The 17,655-nt window shown below is 64.5% G+C and carries 15 protein-coding genes; 8 read left to right on the top strand and 7 right to left on the bottom strand.

The window, feature by feature from the left end; genetic code table 11:
- Positions 1 to 345: 345 nt before the first annotated feature.
- A complete protein-coding gene (locus tag JJE66_RS05285) occupies positions 346 to 924 on the bottom strand; it encodes a hypothetical protein (RefSeq protein WP_200515406.1) in 579 nt (192 codons plus the stop codon).
- 161 nt (positions 925 to 1,085) lie between these two features.
- On the opposite strand from JJE66_RS05285, the gene JJE66_RS05280 reads away from it, so the two are divergent.
- Both JJE66_RS05280 and JJE66_RS05275 read left to right on the top strand, forming a co-directional pair.
- A complete protein-coding gene (locus tag JJE66_RS05280; protein ID WP_200513033.1) occupies positions 1,086 to 1,274 on the top strand; it encodes a DUF3606 domain-containing protein in 189 nt (62 codons plus the stop codon).
- A gap of 4 nt (positions 1,275 to 1,278) precedes the next feature.
- Complete coding sequence (locus tag JJE66_RS05275; RefSeq protein ID WP_246756091.1) at positions 1,279 to 1,602, top strand: hypothetical protein; 324 nt, start codon at positions 1,279 to 1,281, stop codon at positions 1,600 to 1,602.
- A 546-nt stretch (positions 1,603 to 2,148) separates the two neighbouring features.
- Here the strand turns inward: JJE66_RS05275 and JJE66_RS05270 are convergent.
- Positions 2,149 to 3,024 carry a helix-turn-helix domain-containing protein gene (locus JJE66_RS05270; protein ID WP_200513032.1) on the bottom strand — a complete coding sequence of 292 codons (876 nt, stop codon included), beginning with the start codon at positions 3,022 to 3,024 and terminating at the stop codon, positions 2,149 to 2,151.
- Between the two features lie 158 nt (positions 3,025 to 3,182).
- Here JJE66_RS05270 and JJE66_RS05265 point away from each other — a divergent pair, with 158 nt between their 5' ends.
- The 4 genes from JJE66_RS05265 to JJE66_RS05250 all read left to right on the top strand — a co-directional run bounded on the left by JJE66_RS05265 (position 3,183) and on the right by JJE66_RS05250 (position 8,948).
- Positions 3,183 to 4,166 carry an AraC family transcriptional regulator gene (locus JJE66_RS05265; protein WP_200513031.1) on the top strand — a complete coding sequence of 328 codons (984 nt, stop codon included), beginning with the start codon at positions 3,183 to 3,185 and terminating at the stop codon, positions 4,164 to 4,166.
- 149 nt (positions 4,167 to 4,315) lie between these two features.
- A complete protein-coding gene (locus JJE66_RS05260) occupies positions 4,316 to 6,106 on the top strand; it encodes a tannase/feruloyl esterase family alpha/beta hydrolase (RefSeq protein ID WP_200513030.1) in 1,791 nt (596 codons plus the stop codon).
- A 577-nt stretch (positions 6,107 to 6,683) separates the two neighbouring features.
- Positions 6,684 to 7,967: a phosphoribosylamine--glycine ligase gene (gene purD / locus JJE66_RS05255; protein ID WP_200513029.1), complete on the top strand. Its 1,284-nt coding sequence runs from the start codon at positions 6,684 to 6,686 to the stop codon at positions 7,965 to 7,967.
- A gap of 75 nt (positions 7,968 to 8,042) precedes the next feature.
- On the top strand, positions 8,043 to 8,948 hold the full coding sequence (locus JJE66_RS05250; RefSeq protein WP_200513028.1) for an alpha/beta fold hydrolase: 906 nt from the start codon (positions 8,043 to 8,045) through the stop codon (positions 8,946 to 8,948).
- Here the strand turns inward: JJE66_RS05250 and JJE66_RS05245 are convergent.
- On the bottom strand, positions 8,945 to 9,403 hold the full coding sequence (locus tag JJE66_RS05245) for a nucleoside deaminase (RefSeq protein ID WP_200513027.1): 459 nt from the start codon (positions 9,401 to 9,403) through the stop codon (positions 8,945 to 8,947). The two genes, JJE66_RS05250 and JJE66_RS05245, sit on opposite strands and share 4 nt — an antisense overlap.
- Positions 9,404 to 9,522: 119 nt before the next feature.
- Here JJE66_RS05245 and JJE66_RS05240 point away from each other — a divergent pair, with 119 nt between their 5' ends.
- Together JJE66_RS05240 and rsmD are read left to right on the top strand one after the other, a co-directional pair.
- Complete coding sequence (locus JJE66_RS05240) at positions 9,523 to 11,619, top strand: pseudouridine synthase (RefSeq protein WP_200513026.1); 2,097 nt, start codon at positions 9,523 to 9,525, stop codon at positions 11,617 to 11,619.
- Positions 11,620 to 11,621: 2 nt separating this feature from the next.
- Positions 11,622 to 12,176 (top strand): 16S rRNA (guanine(966)-N(2))-methyltransferase RsmD, encoded by a 555-nt coding sequence (gene rsmD / locus JJE66_RS05235; protein WP_246756090.1) that lies wholly within the window; start codon positions 11,622 to 11,624, stop codon positions 12,174 to 12,176.
- Positions 12,177 to 12,288: 112 nt separating this feature from the next.
- Here the strand turns inward: rsmD and mutL are convergent, their stop codons facing one another.
- The 4 genes from mutL to JJE66_RS05215 form a co-directional block, all read right to left on the bottom strand.
- The gene (mutL, locus tag JJE66_RS05230; protein WP_200513025.1) at positions 12,289 to 14,100 is read right to left on the bottom strand and encodes a DNA mismatch repair endonuclease MutL; all 1,812 of its coding nucleotides are present in this window, start codon (positions 14,098 to 14,100) and stop codon (positions 12,289 to 12,291) included.
- Positions 14,101 to 14,204: 104 nt separating this feature from the next.
- Positions 14,205 to 14,621 (bottom strand): alternative ribosome rescue aminoacyl-tRNA hydrolase ArfB, encoded by a 417-nt coding sequence (gene arfB / locus JJE66_RS05225; protein ID WP_200513024.1) that lies wholly within the window; start codon positions 14,619 to 14,621, stop codon positions 14,205 to 14,207.
- 124 nt (positions 14,622 to 14,745) lie between these two features.
- Positions 14,746 to 16,134: a M16 family metallopeptidase gene (locus tag JJE66_RS05220; protein ID WP_409362794.1), complete on the bottom strand. Its 1,389-nt coding sequence runs from the start codon at positions 16,132 to 16,134 to the stop codon at positions 14,746 to 14,748.
- Complete coding sequence (locus JJE66_RS05215; RefSeq protein ID WP_409362793.1) at positions 16,131 to 17,525, bottom strand: M16 family metallopeptidase; 1,395 nt, start codon at positions 17,523 to 17,525, stop codon at positions 16,131 to 16,133. Before JJE66_RS05215 ends, JJE66_RS05220 begins: the two co-directional genes overlap by 4 nt.
- Positions 17,526 to 17,655: the final 130 nt, after the last annotated feature.

Here is a 17,655-nt window from a genome sequence, read left to right as displayed (position 1 = left end):
AGGCCAGTGCCGATGCCGCCGCATCGTGCACACCCATCGAGATCGCTATGATCTCCGTGATCGCTCCGGAGGAGTTGGCGCGGCTGGGCTTGAACCCAGCCGACTTTGATCGCCCCGTGCGAACCGCTTGGCTAGGCAATCGCGCTTAGCAGCCGCGGCAGATGCTCTTGATCTTCTTGTCCGGCGCCTTGTCGGCGGGATCGCGAAGCGGGTCATTGGCAGGCCTGGTGGAGTTGGGTTGGCCTGTCGCGGTTGTGACGGGACGCGTGTTCTGCCGTTTGTGTTTGGCCTCAGCAGGATCGTTGAACGCAATTGCTGCGATGAAAACGATGCACACGCTGCAATTTAACAGTTTTTGCAAATCTTCCCCACGATTTTATCAGCGCGATTGTTCTCTTGATCGATCTTGTCGTCACTGCCCTTTTCGTCCGCCGTCATCGGCCTGCCGATGCCGCCCGCGGGCGCCGCGCCTTGTGCGTTCGCGGGCGAACCCGCAGGGGCTGCCGTACCGGCAGTGTTCGTGCCGGGCGCCGCTCCCGTTGTCAGTCCATTCCCGTTCCCTGTTCGAAGATTTGCATCGGACTGGGCAGGCGAGGGATTGTTGACGTTGCCGTTCGCAACGTTTCCCGTGGCCGCTCTATTGTTAAGGTCAGGAGCCGTCGTCGAGTTCGCATTTGCACCGGTACCTGCGGTACCGGTCCCTGCTGAACCGGATGGAGATGTTGCGGCTGCACCCGCCGTCCCTGAAGAGGAGGCTGCGCCTCCCTCCCGCGCCACCACCTGAAGATGATCCTCCGCCTGCGCCCCTCCACCACCACCACCACCACCACCACCTCCTCCTCCGCCTCCTCCACCACCGCCTTGAGCGAACGCGGAGCAGGGAATGACAACAGCCAGGATAAGAGCCAAACGGGAGATGTTCATGATAGCGCTCCTTTTGAGCAATCAAGCCATCCGTTATCAGGACGTTCCAATTCGCGTCTCGCCGCCAGCAGCGCGTCTCAGTTCGCGCTTTCGTCACAGCGCGGAAAAGGCGCTCGGAACCGGGCGACTCGTTTCCGCGTTGCGCCATGAGGAGGAGTGTCATGGCTGGGAAGGCAAAGGAGCAAACCACCCGCAGGTGCAAGCTGGACCGCAGCCGCGTCGCTGGCGGGCAAGATTACGAAGTCCGATACGAGGCCAGGAAAACGGGACGCTCAGCCTCGGCCGTAAAGAAGGCGGTCAAGAAGGTCGGCAACAGCCGCAAGAAGGTGGAGAAGGGGCTAGGGCGATAGTCCCATGTCGCAGCCATCGTCAGGCCCACTGCCATCGCGGCTACGCCAATACATCGAGGCATTGGGGCCTTACCAGTCCTTGGTGCTGCTTCTCATCCCGGCCAGCATCGTCGAGCCCTTGAAGCTCGGTGCTGTGGCGATTGCGGGCAAAGGGCATTGGATCACCGGCACCGCCGCTCTCGTTTGCGCCTACGCGGCTAGTCTGTTTCTGGTCGAAAGACTGTTCAGGATTGTTCGCCCGAAGATTCTCACGCTGCCGTGGTTCGCTCGTCTCTGGAACTGGCTGCTCTCTTTGCGCGCCAACGCTCTCGGTTGGCTCCGCCGCTGAGTCCAGAGCCGTCAGACCAGCGATACGCATGGCGTCGGCTGCGTGAATTCGCGCATCGAACTCTTCAAAATCGTAAAAGACATAAATGCAGCGGCCGTAGCCAGGCGGTGGATGACTTCTGCCCCGGAATGCCTGTCACTGTAATTATCGTGTCTCACTTCAGGGGTGCAGTCCAGCACTGTCACCGTGATTACGAATAAACAAGATAGCGCCTCTCGCGCTGAGATCAGGCAGGCAGCTTGTTCGCACTGCGTAAGATTTTGTCGAAGACAAATGCGAGAGCAAAGCGCCTTATAAACCTAACCCCTAGTCGACACAGCCATGACAAGGGCTGGCTGGAGGAAGCTGAGTTCAAGCAAAGATTGTTGCGGACCATCCCGTTCTCTGCGGCCGGCCGATCCTGCTGGCCGCCGACCAGCGAGACGGTTGGTCGTTGCGCATTTGATTGCGAGGGCTGACTCTCGGTCGATCTCCAGTGGGGGGCGAGGAAGCAAGGGCGCACGTTGAGCGGACAATAATGACAGGGCCGCTTCGTCCTTCGAGGACCTAGGTAAGCCGGGCCGCCTGCTCACGAAAGGCTCGCGGGGTCATTCCCGTATCTCTTCGAAAGCAGCGCACAAAGTGGGACGGGTCGGAGTATGCGAGATCATAGGCAATCTCGCTGATCGGCTGGTCCGAGAATGCAAGCTGTCGCTTCGCTTCGGTCAAGACACGTTGCCGGATTAACTGGCCGGCCGTCACTCCCGCCAGGCGCTTGATGTGCTTGTTGAGGCGATCAGGCGACATCGCCAGCCTGGCGGCATAGAAATTCAGCAGTCGATGGTCGCGAAAATTGTTTTCGATCAATTTGAACAGCTTGTCGATCACCGCATCGTCGTGGCTCGCCGTCAATGGATCACGATCCGCGACAAGGCGCCGGACCTCGACCGCGATCAACGCCAGATAGCTGTTCATCGCGACATGGAATCCCTCGCGGGACAGGAAGCGCTCCTCGCTCAAATGAGCGCATAGCTCGGACAAGCGCACAATTTTCCCGGCATCCCCGACCGCGATGACGGGACCATCCGTCATCCGCTTGAGATACGCGATCACTCCGCCCAGGGGATCGCCAAACACGCGAGCCACGTCCTGCGTGAAGGACACGACCCAACCGGTCGTCGATGATTGGAAACGAAATCCATGGGCGACTGTCGGGGGCACCACGATAATGGCAGGCGCGGAAAAGACGGCGGTCGACACTTCGTACTGAATTTCGCCGGTGCCATGCTCGATCACCAATATCTGCAGCAGATTGGCGTGGCGATGCACGCCAATCCTCCAGTCGTGGAGCAGGCATCGGGATGCGATCGTCTCGGCGTGAACGAAGTTGTATGCCCGTGGCTCCGGTGGGTCGCCGTAGAGATGGAAGAGCGGCAGGTCCATGGCACGAATTCTCCCGGCAAGGCGAATGGCCGGTGATTCTAAGCCCATGAGATTGCGCCCTAAATACTTATTGGCGCCGGATTGCGCGGACTGGACATTGTTGCGCGTTTGGGATTGATTTGAACATCGATGGTCCGTTCTTGAGCTGGTGTGACCTCATGTTCAGCGATCTCAGTAGTCGCAACGAGAGCTTCGAGAGATTTCTTAGCACGTTCAACCGGCTCGCACCGCATGCGCGAATCGACCTCGACAGCGGCCAGCGCGCGTTCCGCTGGAAGGGGGCATTCGCTTTGGCCGCGGGCCTCTCCTGGTGGGAAGTCGCATCCGAGATAGACTGGACGTGCCGATTTACACAGCAGAAGGAGAGGCTCGGTCTCGTGCTGCCGAGTGCAGGCACCGTATGCGCCCGAATCCGAAATCGGGCCGTCGCAATCGGCCCGGACTCTGCGCTCGCGCTGAGCGTGCCGGACGTCAGCTCGATTTCCTATGCCGGCGGCGACGGGCACGGACACGTCACACTCGAATTCGATGTGGCAATGGTACGGAAGATATTGTCCGCCGATTTCGAAGGCGCCACGCTGCGAAACATCGAACTGCGTCCTGAACTCGAGCTTGGCAGCTCTGCGGGGCAGATGTTGAGGGCGCTGAGCGAAGCCGTCGGAGCCGGAATGCGTGATGCATCCGTGCGATCCGACAAGTCGATGGCTCTGCTCGGCGAGTCCCTCCTCCGGTTGGTTCTTCTGAACTTCGCTGAAGTTCAGAGCCCGCGTTCTCGTCAGATCGACGCGACCTCCGGCCAGATCCGGGAGGCTGTCGATTTCATGCATGCCAACATGCATCAACCGCTGACCTTGAGCGAGGTGGCGGGCGCAGTCGGCATCAGCGTACGGTCGCTGCAATATGGATTCCGGAGGTATCGGAATGTCACCCCTCTCGCCTATTTGCGGGACATACGGCTGCATGCCGTGCAGGCGGAATTGTCTTCGCCGCAAAACGTCTTGTCGATCCGGGACGTGGCGTTGAAGTGGGGCTTCGCGCATATGGGGCATTTTGCGGCCCGATATCGCGCGGCTTACGCAGAGGCGCCCTCCGAGACGTCTCGCGTGGCGCGAGCCGGGTCCGCCGCACGTCCGCGGGGATAGTTGCGTCTGCAAACCGCCCTCCATCGGGGAGAGGATTTTCAGCGGCCGCAGGCCTTTTGTTCCATCCTTCGGCGCTCTTGTTCTACGGCCCTCTCCCATCGTGATGCTACGAGTTAGCAAAAATCACGATCTTGTCAGGGAGGGCTATCATGACGCGACTACGAACTGTTTTACGTTTTACCACGCCGATTATCGCACTTGCCGCCGGGGCTGCCGCGCTACCGGGGCACGCTGAGCCCCCCGCAGCGCCAGCATGCACGAGCCTGTCGACCGACCCGCGTTTTGAACTGACCGGAAATCCCGCGGTCAAGTCGGTGACCAGCACCATCAAGACGACCGCGGCTCCCGCCAGCAAGCAGTACTGCAACGTGACGCTGGTGTACGGCACTAATCCGAACCAGAACATCACGATCTCTGTGGGCCTGCCGCTGAATGCGACGGACGGCGGCGCTGGCGGGATCGAAGGCGCATGGAATGGTCGGACCGAAGGGCTTGGAGGCGGAGGATGTGCGGGAAATCTGAACGTCGATGCTGCCGTGAACACAGGCTATGTCGGATCCGGCACCGATGGCGGCCACAGCGGCGGCGACTGCACGCCGGGCGTGAACGCAGACCACACCTACAATCTCGAATTCATCCAGGACTTCTTCCGCATCGGTATCAAGCAGCAGATCACGTGGTCAAAGCGTATCGCGACGTCCTACTACCGCAAGCCACCGAGCTATAATTACTGGAACGGCTGCTCAACGGGTGGCCGGCAGGGGTACCTCTTGGCCCAGGAACTCGGCAACCAGCTCGATGGTGTTCTCGCCAGCGCGCCGGCGATGTACTGGACGCGTTTCCAGACCGCGCAGATGTGGGGCCAGCTCGCCATGTTCGACCAGGCGGGCGAGCAGCCGAGCGGGTCGATCCCGCCAGCCAAGCTTGCGGCGGTGCAGAAATCCGCGATCGCGGCCTGTGATGCCGATGACGGCGCGACCGACGGCATCATCGATGATCCCCGCACATGCCGTTTTAGTGCGAAGGCCAATGTGTGCGGAAAGCCCGGGGCACCGGCGGCGCCTGCCTGTTTGACGCCGGACGAAGCGACGACGGTCGACAAGATCTGGGACGGACCGCGCAACAAGCACGGCGACCGCATCTGGTTCGGTCTGGATCGCGGTAGCGACTTCAGCATCTTGGATGGGCCGACCCCCTTCCCGCTTGGTGTCACCCAGTTCGAATGGAATTTGATCGATCCGAGCTTTGCGCCGCCGTCGACCAAATGGACGACGGTCAGCCTTGTCGGCAAGGGCCTTTCTTATCCCGATGTGGCGCAGGCCGGCTCCCGCAATATCGCCGACGTGACCGACACGTTCGGTCCGCTTGACGCCTTCAGAGCGCGTGGCGGAAAGCTCATCACGTTTGTGGGTGCGAACGACCAGTTCATCTATCCGCGCGGCGTGCTCAACTATTATCGACAGATGGCGGAGCGATATCAGCGGCGGGGCGATCGAACCGGCTTCGAGGGCGTGCAGAGCTTCTACCGTCTCTTCCATGCGCCCGGCGTCGGCCACTGCGGCGCACCGATCTTCAGCCTCGGGACCACGGGCCCCTGGCCGCAAAACGGCGCCGACTTCGCAGCTCTGGTCAATTGGGTCGAGAAGGGTGTGGCTCCGGACCAGGTGATTGGTCAAAGCCTCGCTCCGGCGCTGTCGCGGCCGCTGTGCCCGTATCCGCAAACCGCGAAGTACAAGGGCACGGGCAACGTCAACGACGCCGCCAACTGGAGCTGCGGCGGCAATCTCGAGACGCGGGAAGCGGTCTGCCCTGATGTCCTCGTGAAATTTAAAGACGAAGTCGACGGTCCTCTCGACTATCAGGCAAGTGCAGTGGATCCGAGCTTCTGCAAGAGCAGGCGCATTGCTGGGGACGATGATGGCCACCAAGGGTCCAACTAAGGACCAATCATCCGCGAAGCCCTGGGGATTTTGAACGATGAAGGAAAAGCGTGCGCCGTCTGCGCACGTCTTTCCAACACTGCGACGATCCAGCGTCCGCGCGCTCCCAATTCTGGCTGAATCCGGCGGAACGTAAGGCTTCCGTCGATCGCTACTTGCAACCGTATGGCAATCCCTGTGTTTCGCAGGCTTGCTGCGAACAGCGGCGTGCCGCCGGGCCTCGCTGGCACCGGTCGGTCCGGGAGCGAGGCGCTACCGCCGCGCGCCACTTTTTCGCACTGATACATTCCCTGTCTCGCTGACCACGGCCTCGGATAGTCCGTTGCTGGACGCGATAACGCGCCTCCAATCGGGATTGATCCGCGTGGGACGCAGGGAGACAATCGGGACTAGCCGACGCGCTTCCTGGCGCCAGCTTGTCTGCGGGGACGAGCGTAGCTCGCCCGAACCCTTCCAGGGGGAGAGCGGCTCGACGTCCCACCCCGGAATGCCCGGGGAGTCCGCCCCCAGCCCCCTTGAGCCCCACCCCGATTCATGCGACCTCCGCCCCAGCAAAACCCCTCATTCTGAGCCTTCGATGCACATTCTCCTGCTCGGTTCCGGCGGCCGCGAACATGCTCTGGCGTGGAAGATCGCGGCTTCTCCCCTGGTGACCAAATTCTGGTGCGCGCCCGGCAATGCCGGCATCGCGCGCGAGGCGGAATGCGTGGCGCTCGATGTGGCCGACCATGCCGCCGTGATCGCCTTCTGCAAGCAGAACGCCGTCGAGCTCGTGGTCGTGGGTCCGGAGACGCCGCTGGCGGCCGGCATCGTCGATGATCTCACCGCCGCTGGCATCAAGGCGTTTGGCCCGAACAAGATCCCCGCCCAGCTCGAAAGCTCCAAGGGTTTCACCAAGGCGCTGTGCACCGAATTCGGCATTCCGACCGGCGCCTACAAGCGTTTCACCAACGCCGATGATGCGCGCGCCTATGTGCAAAGCCAGGGCGCGCCGATCGTGGTGAAGGCCGATGGGCTGGCCGCCGGCAAGGGCGTCGTCGTCGCCAAGACCGTGCGCGAGGCCGAGGACGCCATCGCCATGATGTTCGAGGGCGCGTTCGGCGAGGCCGGCACTGAAGTCGTGATCGAGGAATTTCTGCCGGGCCGCGAGATCAGCTTCTTCGCGCTCTGCGACGGCGAGACCGCCATTCCGCTGGCCTCAGCGCAGGACCACAAGCGCGTGTTCGATCACGATGTCGGGCCGAACACCGGCGGCATGGGCGCCTATTCGCCGACGCCGCTGGTGACGCCGGCGATCCACGACGCGATCATGGCCAGGATCATTCTGCCGACGGTCGCCGGCATGAAGAGCCGTGGCACGCCGTTCCGCGGCATTCTCTACGCCGGCATCATGCTGACGACGCAGGGCCCAAAACTGTTCGAGTTCAACGTCCGCTTCGGCGATCCCGAGTGCCAGGTGCTGATGCTGCGGATGATGTCCGACATCGTGCCGGCGTTCCTCGCCTCCTGCGATGGTCAGCTGAAGAACTTTGACCTTCGCTGGTATCCGGAATCCGCGCTGACGGTGGTGATGGCGGCGAAGGGCTATCCCGGCGACTACCGGAAGGGCACGCGGATCGAGGGGCTCGATGACGCGGCGAAAGTCGACACCGTCGAGATTTTTCACGCCGGCACGGTTGCGAAGGATGGCGCCATCCTCGCCAATGGCGGCCGCGTGCTCAATGTCTGCGCGTTGGGGGCGACCGTGACCGAGGCGCAGGCCCGCGCCTATCAGGCCGTCGACCGCATCAACTGGCCGGACGGCTTCTGCCGCCGCGACATCGGCTGGCAGGCGGTGGACGCGGAGAAGGCTCGGAGCTGACGAAAATTGTATAAGTGAATCAGAGGCCGCCCTACTGTGCATGGGGTTGTTTTCGACGTTTGAGAGGTGGAACCGATGCCCGATCTCGCCGACCTCTATCCCGGCTTCGCCTCCGAATGGATCAACACCTCGTTCGGCCGCATCTTCGCCCGCGTCGGCGGCAAGGGGCCGCCGCTGTTGCTGCTGCACGGCTTCTCCGAGACGCATGTGATGTGGCACCGCGTCGCGCCGCAGCTCGCCGAGCGGTTCACGCTGATCATCGCCGACCTGCCGGGCTATGGCTGGTCCGACATGCCCGAGAGCGACGCGCTGCACATGCCCTACAGCAAGCGCGCGATGGCCAAGGCCATGGTCGAGGCGATGGAGCAACTCGGCCACGTCCACTTCGCGCTCGCCGGCCACGACCGCGGCGGCCGCGTGTCGTACCGGTTGGCGCTCGACCATCCCGGCCGGCTGTCGCGCCTCGCCGTGCTCGATATCCTGCCGACCTATAATTACTGGGAGCGGATGAACCGCGCCTACGCGCTGAAGATCTATCACTGGACTTTTCTCGCGCAGCCCGCCCCGCTGCCGGAGACGCTGATCGCGAGCAACGGCGAGTTCTTCCTGCGCTTCAAGATGGCGAGCCAGACCAAGTCGAAGACGCTCGATGCGATCGACAGGCGGGCGCTCGAGCACTACATCGCCCCGTTCCGCGATCCCGCCCGCGTACACGCGATGTGCGAGGATTACCGCGCCGGCGCCTATATCGACTACGACCTCGACAAGACCGATTTCGAGTCCGGCAAGAAGATCACGATTCCCATGCTGGCGCTGTGGGGTGGCGTCGGCATCGCCCAGGCCGCGGCGACGCCGCTCGACATCTGGAAACAGTGGGCCACCAATGTCGAGGGACAGCCGGTGGATTCCGGCCACTTCCTCACCGAGGAGAACCCGGACGTCACCGCCAAGGCCTTACGCGCGTTTTTCGCAGGCGGTTAACGTCGCTCGCGAAAGAACTCCTTGAGCAGCCGCGCCGCCTCGCTCTCGCCGACCCCGGAATAGACGTCCGGGGCGTGGTGGCAGGTCGGCGACGCAAAAAAACGAACGCCGGACTCGACCGCGCCGCCCTTGGGATCGGCCGTGCCGTAATAGAGCCGGCGGACCCTTGCAAAGGAGATCGCGCCCGCACACATGGTGCAGGGCTCCAGCGTCACGTAGAGGTCGCAGTCGACCAGCCGTTCGCTGCCGATCTTTTTCGCGGCTTCGCGCAGCGCAATGATCTCGGCATGGCCCGTGGGGTCATAATCGGTCAGCGTCCGGTTGCCGGCGGTGGCGATCACCTCGTCATTGCGGACGATTACGCACCCGATCGGAACTTCGCCCGCCTTTCCGGCATTTTCGGCCGTTTTGAGCGCCAAATCCATGAAAGAGGGGGCTTTCAAGCCTCGTATCATCCGAAGAAACCTGCTAGTAGCTGCGCCTTCAGCAGAAGTGCTTACCGATTTTGCCTGAGCATGCGGCTCTGAATGAGCGCGCATATGCTCATCGCGCCACCCCCTGAGTGAGATTATTCATGCCTCGCGACAGCGACAAAGACAACGATTCCCGCGGCCGGCGAGGCCCGGCCAAGGGATCACCAAAGGGCCGCAGCGGCAAGCCGCGCGGTCCGGACAAGAAATTCGCCAAGCGCGGCGCCGAGGGCAAGGGCGATCGCGACAGCCGGCCGCCGCCCCGCGGCGACCGTCCGGTCCGCCGGCGGGAAGACGGCGACGCACCGCGCCGTGATTTCAGCGACAAGCCGCGTTTCAAGCGGGATGACCGCCCGCGCGAGGATCGTGGCGAGCGTAGCTTCAAGCCGCGTGGCGATCGGCCGTTTTCCGACGGCGGGTCGCGCGATGGCGAGAAACGGCCGTTCAAGCCGCGCGGTGATCGCCCGTCCTTTGGCCGCGACGACCGTCCGCCGCGCAGCCGTGACCGCGATGACTCGCGTCCGGCTGGCCGCTCCGGCGACAAGAAGTTCGGCGACAAGCGGCCGTATGCGCCGCGTGGCGATCGTCCGGAGCGCAAGTTCGACGGCGAGCGGAAGTTTTCGCGGAGTGCGCCGGATCGCGGGCCGCGCGAGGATCGTGGCGAGCGCGGCTTCAAGCCGCGTGGCGACCGCCCGAATTTCGATCGCGGTGATCGCGCGCCGCGCGGCGAGCGCCCCGAACGCAAGTTCGACGGTGAGCGGAAGTTCTCGCGGGGCGCGCCGGATCGCGGGCCACGCAAGGATTTCGGTGGCCGCGATCGCGGCGCCGACAAGCCCTGGCAGAAGCGCGAAGGCGGTGAGGACCGTCCGCGTTTCTCGCGTTCGCGTGATGACCGTCCGTCCGGCGATCGTCCGTTCCGCGAGCGACCCAAATTCGATCGCCCGCGCGACGACCGTCCCAAATTCGAGCGGCCCCGTCGTGACGGCGATGGTGAGCGTGGTGGGCGTGGCGGTGACCGTCCGAAATTCGACCGTCCGCGCGAGCGCTCCGATTGGCACGAGCATCCGCGCAGCGAAGGTGGCTTCGGCGATCGTCCGCGCCGTGAGAACGAGGATGAGAGCAGGATCTTCGAAAAGCGCCCCGCCTTCGGTGGCCGCGGCGCCTATCGCCAGCGCGATCGGGATTTCGAAGGTCGGCCGCGTCGTGACGACGCGCCGAAGCCGAAGAAGGCCGGCGAGCGTATCGCAAAAGTGCTGTCGCGTGCGGGCCTCGCCTCGCGGCGCGATGCCGAGGAAATGGTCACGCAGGGTCGTGTCACCGTCAACGGCCGCGTCATCAATTCGCCGGCGCTCGACATCACCCAGAATGATGTCGTCACTGTCGACGGCAAGCCGCTGCCGGAGCGTGAGCGCACGCGGCTGTTCCTCTACCACAAGCCGCGCGGGCTGATGACGACGCATGACGACCCCGAGGGCCGTCCGACCGTGTTCGACAATCTGCCCGAAGGCCTGCCGCGGCTGATCTCGATCGGTCGGCTCGACTTCAACACCGAGGGCCTCCTGCTGCTCACCAATGACGGCGGCCTCGCGCGCACGCTCGAGCTGCCGGACACCGGCTGGCTGCGCCGCTACCGCGTTCGCGCCCATGGCGACGTCACCCAGGCGCAGCTCGACCAGCTGAAGGAAGGCATCGAGGTCGAGGGCGTCAAATACGGCCCGATCGAGGCGACGCTTGAGCGCGACCAGGGCGCCAATGTTTGGCTGGTGTTCGCCATCCGTGAAGGCAAGAACCGTGAGGTGCGCAACGTCTGCGCCCATCTCGGCCTCGAGGTGAACCGGCTGATCCGCGTCTCCTACGGTCCGTTCCAGCTCGGCGAAGTCCCTGAAGGTCAGGTCGAGGAGATTCGTTCGCGCGTGCTGCGCGAGCAGCTCGGCGACAAGGTGATCGAGAAGTCGGGCGCACAGTTCGACGTGCCGCAGAAAGCCGCCTCGACTGACGACGACGGCGCATCGCGCGAGAAGAAACCCGCCAGCAAGCGCGACGTGATTGCCGATCGCAAGGGGCGCCGCGTGCTGGTGCAGCGCACCGGCAGCGAGGAAGCGCGCGAGCGCAACGAGTCCGAGGCCAACGGCTACGGCACGCCGCGCCGTCCGAAGCGCGGTTATCACGGCAAGCGCGACCTGACGCCGCGGGAGGACTGAAGTTGCGCGTCGTCGGCGGTCGCTTGAAGGGGCGCAATCTGGCCTCACCGTCCTCGCGCGACATCCGCCCCACGGCGGACCGCCTGCGCGAGTCCGTGTTCAACATCCTCGTGCACGCCTACGGCGATCCGATCCAGGACGCGCGCGTGCTCGATCTCTTCGCCGGCACCGGCGCTCTCGGCATCGAAGCGTCGTCACGCGGGGCAAAATTCACGCTATTCGTGGACAACGGCGCGGAGGCGCGCGCGCTGTTGCGCAACAATGTGGAGTCGCTGGGTCTTGGCGGCGTCACCAAGGTCTATCGCCGCGATGCGACCGATCTAGGCCCCGCGCATCCCGTCGAGCCGTTCTCGCTGGTGTTCCTCGATCCGCCCTATGGCAAGGGCTTTGCGGAAAAGGCACTCGCGAGTCTGCGCGATGGCGGCTGGCTGACGCCGGGTGCGCTGCTCGTAGTGGAAGAGGCAAAGGCCGCGCAGTTCGCGACACCCGAAGGTTTTGAGGAGTTAGAGCGGCGAGCGTATGACGACACGGAGCTTGTGTTTTTGAAGCGACCGTAGCTTCGTACTCGGTGTGTAGGGTGGGTTAGCGCAGCGTAACCCACCACTTCTGTCTCCGCTGAAGCTAAAGAGGTGGGTTACGCTTCGCTAACCCACCCTACGGCACCGAGCGCTACCTCCGCCCGAACAGTTTCTCCACGTCCGACAGCTTCAGCTCGACATAGGTCGGCCGGCCGTGATTGCACTGGCCGGAGTTCGGCGTCTCCTCCATCTCGCGCAGCAGCGCGTTCATTTCCTCGGGCCTGAGCCTGCGACCGGCGCGTACCGAGCCGTGGCAGGCCATGGTGGCGGCGACATGCATCAGGCGGCGCTCAAGCGGCAAGGCCTCGTCCCATTCGGCCATGTGCTCGGAGAGATCGCGCAGCAGACCGCCCGCATTGGTCTTGCCGAGCAGCGACGGTGTCTCGCGCACGGCGACCGCACCGGGACCGAAGGATTCGATCGCAAGTCCGAATGAAGCGAGCTCGTCACTGCGGTCGAGCAGGCGCTCCACCGTGGCTTCGTCCATCTCGACGATCTCGGGGATCAGCAGGATCTGCCGCTGCACGCCGTTTTCGGCGAGCGAGGCCTTCAGCCGCTCATAGACGATGCGCTCATGCGCGGCATGCTGGTCGACAATGATCAAGCCGTCGCGGGTCTGCGAGACGATATAGGTTTCGTGGAGTTGCGTACGCGCCGCGCCGAGCGGGCGGTCGACCAGATCGCTCGCGGGCTGGGTCTCGAACCGCACGTCAGCGCTCGGTGCGCCGACGTCGAACGCGGCCTGAGCACGCTCGGCGAAGGCCGGCGCGGCGGAGCCTTCGAACGACGGCATCGGCGCAACCGGGGCGGATGGCGAGGCGCGCCAGTCCCAGCTCGCCGGACGAGGCGTAAAGGCGGGTCGGAACGAGGACAACGCGCTTTCGCCGCCGTTGGCGGCCGTGCGTCGCCCCTCCCGCGCGAGCGCTTCTTTCAACCCGTGCACGATCAGCGCCCGGACCAGACCGGCGTTGCGGAAGCGCACCTCTGTCTTGGCTGGATGCACGTTGGCGTCGACCTCGCGCGGGTCGAGCGTGACGAACAGCGCCAGCACCGGATAGCGGTCGCGCGGCAGATAGTCCGAATAGGCTCCGCGGACCGCACCGAGGATCAGCTTGTCGCGCACCGGCCGGCCGTTGACGAAGAGATATTGCCCGAGCGCATTGGCCTTCGTCAGCGCAGGCGCGGCCGCATAGCCGGCGACGACGACACCCTCGCGCTCGGCATGGACCTCGATGGCGTGGCTGCGGAACTCCGCGCCCAGGATGTCGCCGAGCCGCGTCAGCCGTCCGGCGGCGCCAGGCAGCGCTGCAGCCCAGGTCACCGGTGCGCGCTCTTCGCCGGCCAGCGTGAAGGCAACGTCCGGACGCGCCATGGCGAGCCGCCGCACCACCTCGCGGATCGCCTCCGCCTCGGTGCGGTCAGTCTTCAGGAATTTCAGCCGGGCCGGCGTCGCGTAGAAGAGATCGTTGACCTCGACGCGCGTGCCGTGCGCCAGCGCCGCCGGCATGATCTCCGACTTCTCGCCGCCCTCGACGCCGAGCGCCCAAGCGTGCGGCTCGCTCGCATGCCGCGTGGTGATCGAGAGACGCGCGACGGAGCCGATCGAGGGTAGCGCCTCGCCCCGGAAGCCGAGGGTCCGGATCTGGAGCAGGTCCTCGTCGTCGAGCTTGGACGTGGCATGCCGCTCAACCGCGAGTGCGAGATCCTTCGCCGTCATCCCGCTGCCGTCATCGGTGATGCCGATCCGCCGCCGCCCGCCGCCATCGGTGAAGACGTCGATCCGGCTCGCGCCGGCATCGATTGCGTTCTCGACGAGTTCTTTGACCACGCTCGCGGGACGCTCGACCACCTCGCCGGCGGCGATGCGGTTGACGACCTGCTCGGGGAGTTGGCGGACGGGCATGAAGGGACTCAATTGGGGCGTTCAGGCGCTTTAATTTAATCCCGCCAGCGCGCAATTGCATGCGGCAAGTCCAAGCTGCCCACAGTCGCTCCGGAGCAGGCTGCTCAGTCTTCAAAGTGACCGCCGCGCTTCGACTTGACGTCGCTGCGGCGCTTCTTGCCGTCGAGCCGGCGTTGCTTGGAGGCAAAGGTCGGCCGCGTCGCGCGGCGTGGCGTTGGTCGGATCATCGCTTCGGTCAGGATCTCGACGAGCCGGTCGATGGCGTCCTGGCGGTTGCGTTCCTGGGTGCGGAAGCGCTGCGCGTGGATCACGATCACGCCGTCCTTGGTCATGCGCTGGCCGGCGATACGGGCGAGCCGGATCGTCGCGTCCTCCGGGATGGTCAGCTTGCGCGTGTCGAAGCGCAGCTGGGCCGAGGTCGAGACCTTGTTGACGTTCTGCCCGCCCGGGCCGGAGGCGCGGACAAAGCCGATCTCGATGTCGTCCTCGTCGATGACGAGATCGCGGGATATCCGCAGCATGATGCCACCATTGGTGATGTCCGGACATATCCCGGACAACCACATTCGGCAATGGCGCTCGCGCGAAACGCAAATGGCCGGGCGAGCCCGGCCATTTCAGGAAGTCGTGCGAGGGGCGCGGACGTCAGTTCGACTTCGGAGTCGCCGCCACCGGCTGCGCCGCGGCCTGCGGGGCGCGGCCGACGATGACGGTCAGGAGCCCCTGGCCCCACAGCCGCTTGGCGGCGGCCTTGGCGTCCTCCAGCGTCACCGCGTCGACGATGGCGTTGCGCCTCTCGATATAGTCGATCGGCAGCTTGTCCTGCTGATATTGCAGCAGCGCCTGCGCGAGCTTGGATGAGGTATCGAGCGCCAGCATCTGCGAGCCCTTGAGGTAGGACTTGGCCTCGTCAAGCTCCTTCTGGGTCGGCCCTTCGTCGGCGATGCGGCGTACCTCTTTCTCGATGGCATCCATGGTGTCGCCGGCGCGGTCGGCGCGGGTGCCGGTGTTGCCGATGAAGATCGCCGAATGCTCCATCCAGAGCAGCGATTCGAACACCGAATAGGCCAGACCGCGCTTCTCGCGCACCTCGCGATAGAGGCGCGAGGATAGTCCGCCGCCGCCGAGGATGTGGTTGACGACATACGCCGCCATGAAGTTCGGGTCGCTGCGTTTCACGCCGGGGCCGCCGAAGGTGATCACGGTCTGCGGCACGTCGAGCGGCACGAAGGCGCGCTGTGGCGGCTTGGCGGCCTCGACGTCGGGGACCGGCACGAGATTGGCCTTGGCCGGCAGGCTGCCAAAGGTGTGGTCGAGCAGCTTGCCAAGGGTCGCCGGATCGACGTCGCCGACGACCGCGACCTTCAGCGTGTCTTTGGCGAGGATGCGGCCGACATAATCCTTCATGTCGGCGACTGTGATGGTCGGCACGCTCTCTAGCGTACCGCTGGTCTGTCGCCCATAAGGATGATTGCCGAAAGTCATCTCCAGGAATTTGCGGCTCGCCAGAGACGATGGGTTGGTGGTCTCGCGGCGCAAGCCGGAGATGACCTGCGAGCGGATGCGCTCGACATCGGCCGCTTCGAAATGCGGCGAGGTCAGCGCCGAGCGCAACAGGTCGAAGGCTTCGTCCTTGTTGTCGCGCAGCATGCGCAGGCTGCCGCGGAAGGTGTCGCGGGTAGCGCTGAAGGAGAGCTCGATGGCGCGGCGATCGAGCCGCTCGTGGAACGTCTTGGAATCGAGATCGCCGGAGCCCTCGTCGAGCAGGTCGCCGACGAGATTGGCGACGCCCGGCTTGTCCTTGGGATCCTGGGCCGAGCCGCCGGCAAAGGAATATTCGATGGCGATCAGCGGCACGGTCGCGTCCTGCACGAACCAGGCCTCGATGCCGCCCGGCGAGGTCAGGTGCTGGATCTTTGCAGCCGCCTGCGACGGCGAGATTGCGGTCAACACGAGTGCCGCGCCGGTGACGAAGGACAGCGCGAAGCGTCTTGTGCGTAGGAGGTGTCTTGCGCGAAGGAAGGAATAGGTCACGAACGCTTCTCCTCGCGCTTGGCGGGTGTGGTGTCCTTGATCAGATAGCCAGTCACCGAGCGCTTCTTCTCGAGCCATTTTTGCGCAGCTTGACGGACCTGTTCGGCAGTGACCGCGCGGATACGGTCGGGCCAGCTCCGAATGTCCTCGATCGATAGTCCGGTGGTCAGCGCACCGCCATACCAGCGCGCCAGCACCGCCTGATTGTCCTGGGCGTAGATCGCCTCCGCAATGAGCTGGGTCTTGACCCGCTCGAGATCCTCGGCGCGGATCGGGTTCTGTACGATGTCGGCGATGACGCCGTCGATCACCTGCTCGACGTCCGCGAAGCTGACGCCGGGTCTCGGCGAGGCCGAGATCGAGAACTGGGTCGGGTCGAGCGAGGTGCTGGAATAGCCGGCACTGGCGGAGACCGCGAGGGGCTTGTCGACGACGAGCGCGCGGTAGAGATAGGAATTGCTGCCGCTGCCCATCAACTGCGCGAGCACGTCGAGCGCGGCGCTTTCGCCGGCCGCTGCCGTCGTCGCCGAAGGCACCAGATAATAGCGGCGCAGACTCGGCTGCTCGACGCGCGGGTCGGACAGGGTGACGGTGCGCGGTGCGGCCGGTTCCGGCTCCTGCGGGCGCATGCGTCGCGCCGGAATCGCCGGCTGGGCCGGGATCGGTCCGAAATTGCGCTCGACCAGCGGGCGCACGTCGGCGGCCTCGACGTCGCCGGCGATCACCAGGATCGCGTTGTTCGGCGCATAGAAGCGGCGGTAGAACGCGAGTGCGTCCTCGCGATTGAGCTTCTCGATCTCCTGATGCCAGCCGATCACGGGGCGACCATAGGGATGGTTGAGATAGAGCGCGGCCATGATCTGCTCGTTGAGGCGCGCATCGGGGCTGTTGGCAACGCGCATGTTGTACTCTTCGAGCACGACGTCGAGCTCCGGCAGCACGTTCTCGTCCTTGAGGACGAGCCCGGTCATGCGATCGGCCTCGAACTCCATCATGGTCGGCAACTGCTCGCGCGGGATGCGTTGATAGAAGCCGGTGTAGTCGACCGAGGTGAACGCGTTCTCGTTGCCACCGACCCGCAGCACCGTCTGGGAAAACTCGCCGACCGGGTGCTTCGCCGTGCCCTTGAACATAAGGTGCTCGAGGAAATGGGCGAGCCCCGACTTGCCCGGCGTCTCGTCGGCCGAGCCGACCTTGTACCAGATCATCTCGGTCACCACGGGCGTGCGGTGATCCGGGATCACCACGACCTGGAGGCCGTTAGTGAGCGTGAAGCTTGCAGGCGGCGTCGATGTTACCGTGGTCTGGGCGAAGGCAGCGCCGGTTAAAAGGACACTGGTCGAGAGCAGCGCAGCAAGGAGGCAGGCAGCCGATCGGTAAGAGGACATCATGATCCCTGTGAAAGGCCGAGCCCGGATGTCCGGCTCGGGAAGCACGGCATGGTACGCCGTGCGGCTTTGGCTTCGCATCACGAAGCAGAGAACGCTATCAAGGCGCAACTAAACTGTACGTAAGCAAATC

Origin of the sequence: Bradyrhizobium diazoefficiens (assembly GCF_016612535.1) — a bacterium.
Taxonomy (GTDB): Bacteria; Pseudomonadota; Alphaproteobacteria; order Rhizobiales; family Xanthobacteraceae; genus Bradyrhizobium; species Bradyrhizobium diazoefficiens_C.
This window is presented reverse-complemented; position numbering and strand designations above follow the sequence as displayed.

Bases quoted from the DNA above. Each gene is read 5' to 3' on its own strand.
- JJE66_RS05285 (WP_200515406.1), bottom strand. From the start codon at position 924: ATGAACATCTCCCGTTTGGCTCTTATCCTGGCTGTTGTCATTCCCTGC.
- JJE66_RS05280 (WP_200513033.1), top strand. From the start codon at position 1,086: ATGGCTGGGAAGGCAAAGGAGCAAACCACCCGCAGGTGCAAGCTGGAC.
- JJE66_RS05275 (WP_246756091.1), top strand. From the start codon at position 1,279: ATGTCGCAGCCATCGTCAGGCCCACTGCCATCGCGGCTACGCCAATAC.
- JJE66_RS05270 (WP_200513032.1), bottom strand. From the start codon at position 3,024: ATGGACCTGCCGCTCTTCCATCTCTACGGCGACCCACCGGAGCCACGG.
- JJE66_RS05265 (WP_200513031.1), top strand. From the start codon at position 3,183: ATGTTCAGCGATCTCAGTAGTCGCAACGAGAGCTTCGAGAGATTTCTT.
- JJE66_RS05260 (WP_200513030.1), top strand. From the start codon at position 4,316: ATGACGCGACTACGAACTGTTTTACGTTTTACCACGCCGATTATCGCA.
- purD (WP_200513029.1), top strand. From the start codon at position 6,684: ATGCACATTCTCCTGCTCGGTTCCGGCGGCCGCGAACATGCTCTGGCG.
- JJE66_RS05250 (WP_200513028.1), top strand. From the start codon at position 8,043: ATGCCCGATCTCGCCGACCTCTATCCCGGCTTCGCCTCCGAATGGATC.
- JJE66_RS05245 (WP_200513027.1), bottom strand. From the start codon at position 9,403: ATGATACGAGGCTTGAAAGCCCCCTCTTTCATGGATTTGGCGCTCAAA.
- JJE66_RS05240 (WP_200513026.1), top strand. From the start codon at position 9,523: ATGCCTCGCGACAGCGACAAAGACAACGATTCCCGCGGCCGGCGAGGC.
- mutL (WP_200513025.1), bottom strand. From the start codon at position 14,100: ATGCCCGTCCGCCAACTCCCCGAGCAGGTCGTCAACCGCATCGCCGCC.
- arfB (WP_200513024.1), bottom strand. From the start codon at position 14,621: ATGCTGCGGATATCCCGCGATCTCGTCATCGACGAGGACGACATCGAG.
- JJE66_RS05215 (WP_409362793.1), bottom strand. From the start codon at position 17,525: ATGATGTCCTCTTACCGATCGGCTGCCTGCCTCCTTGCTGCGCTGCTC.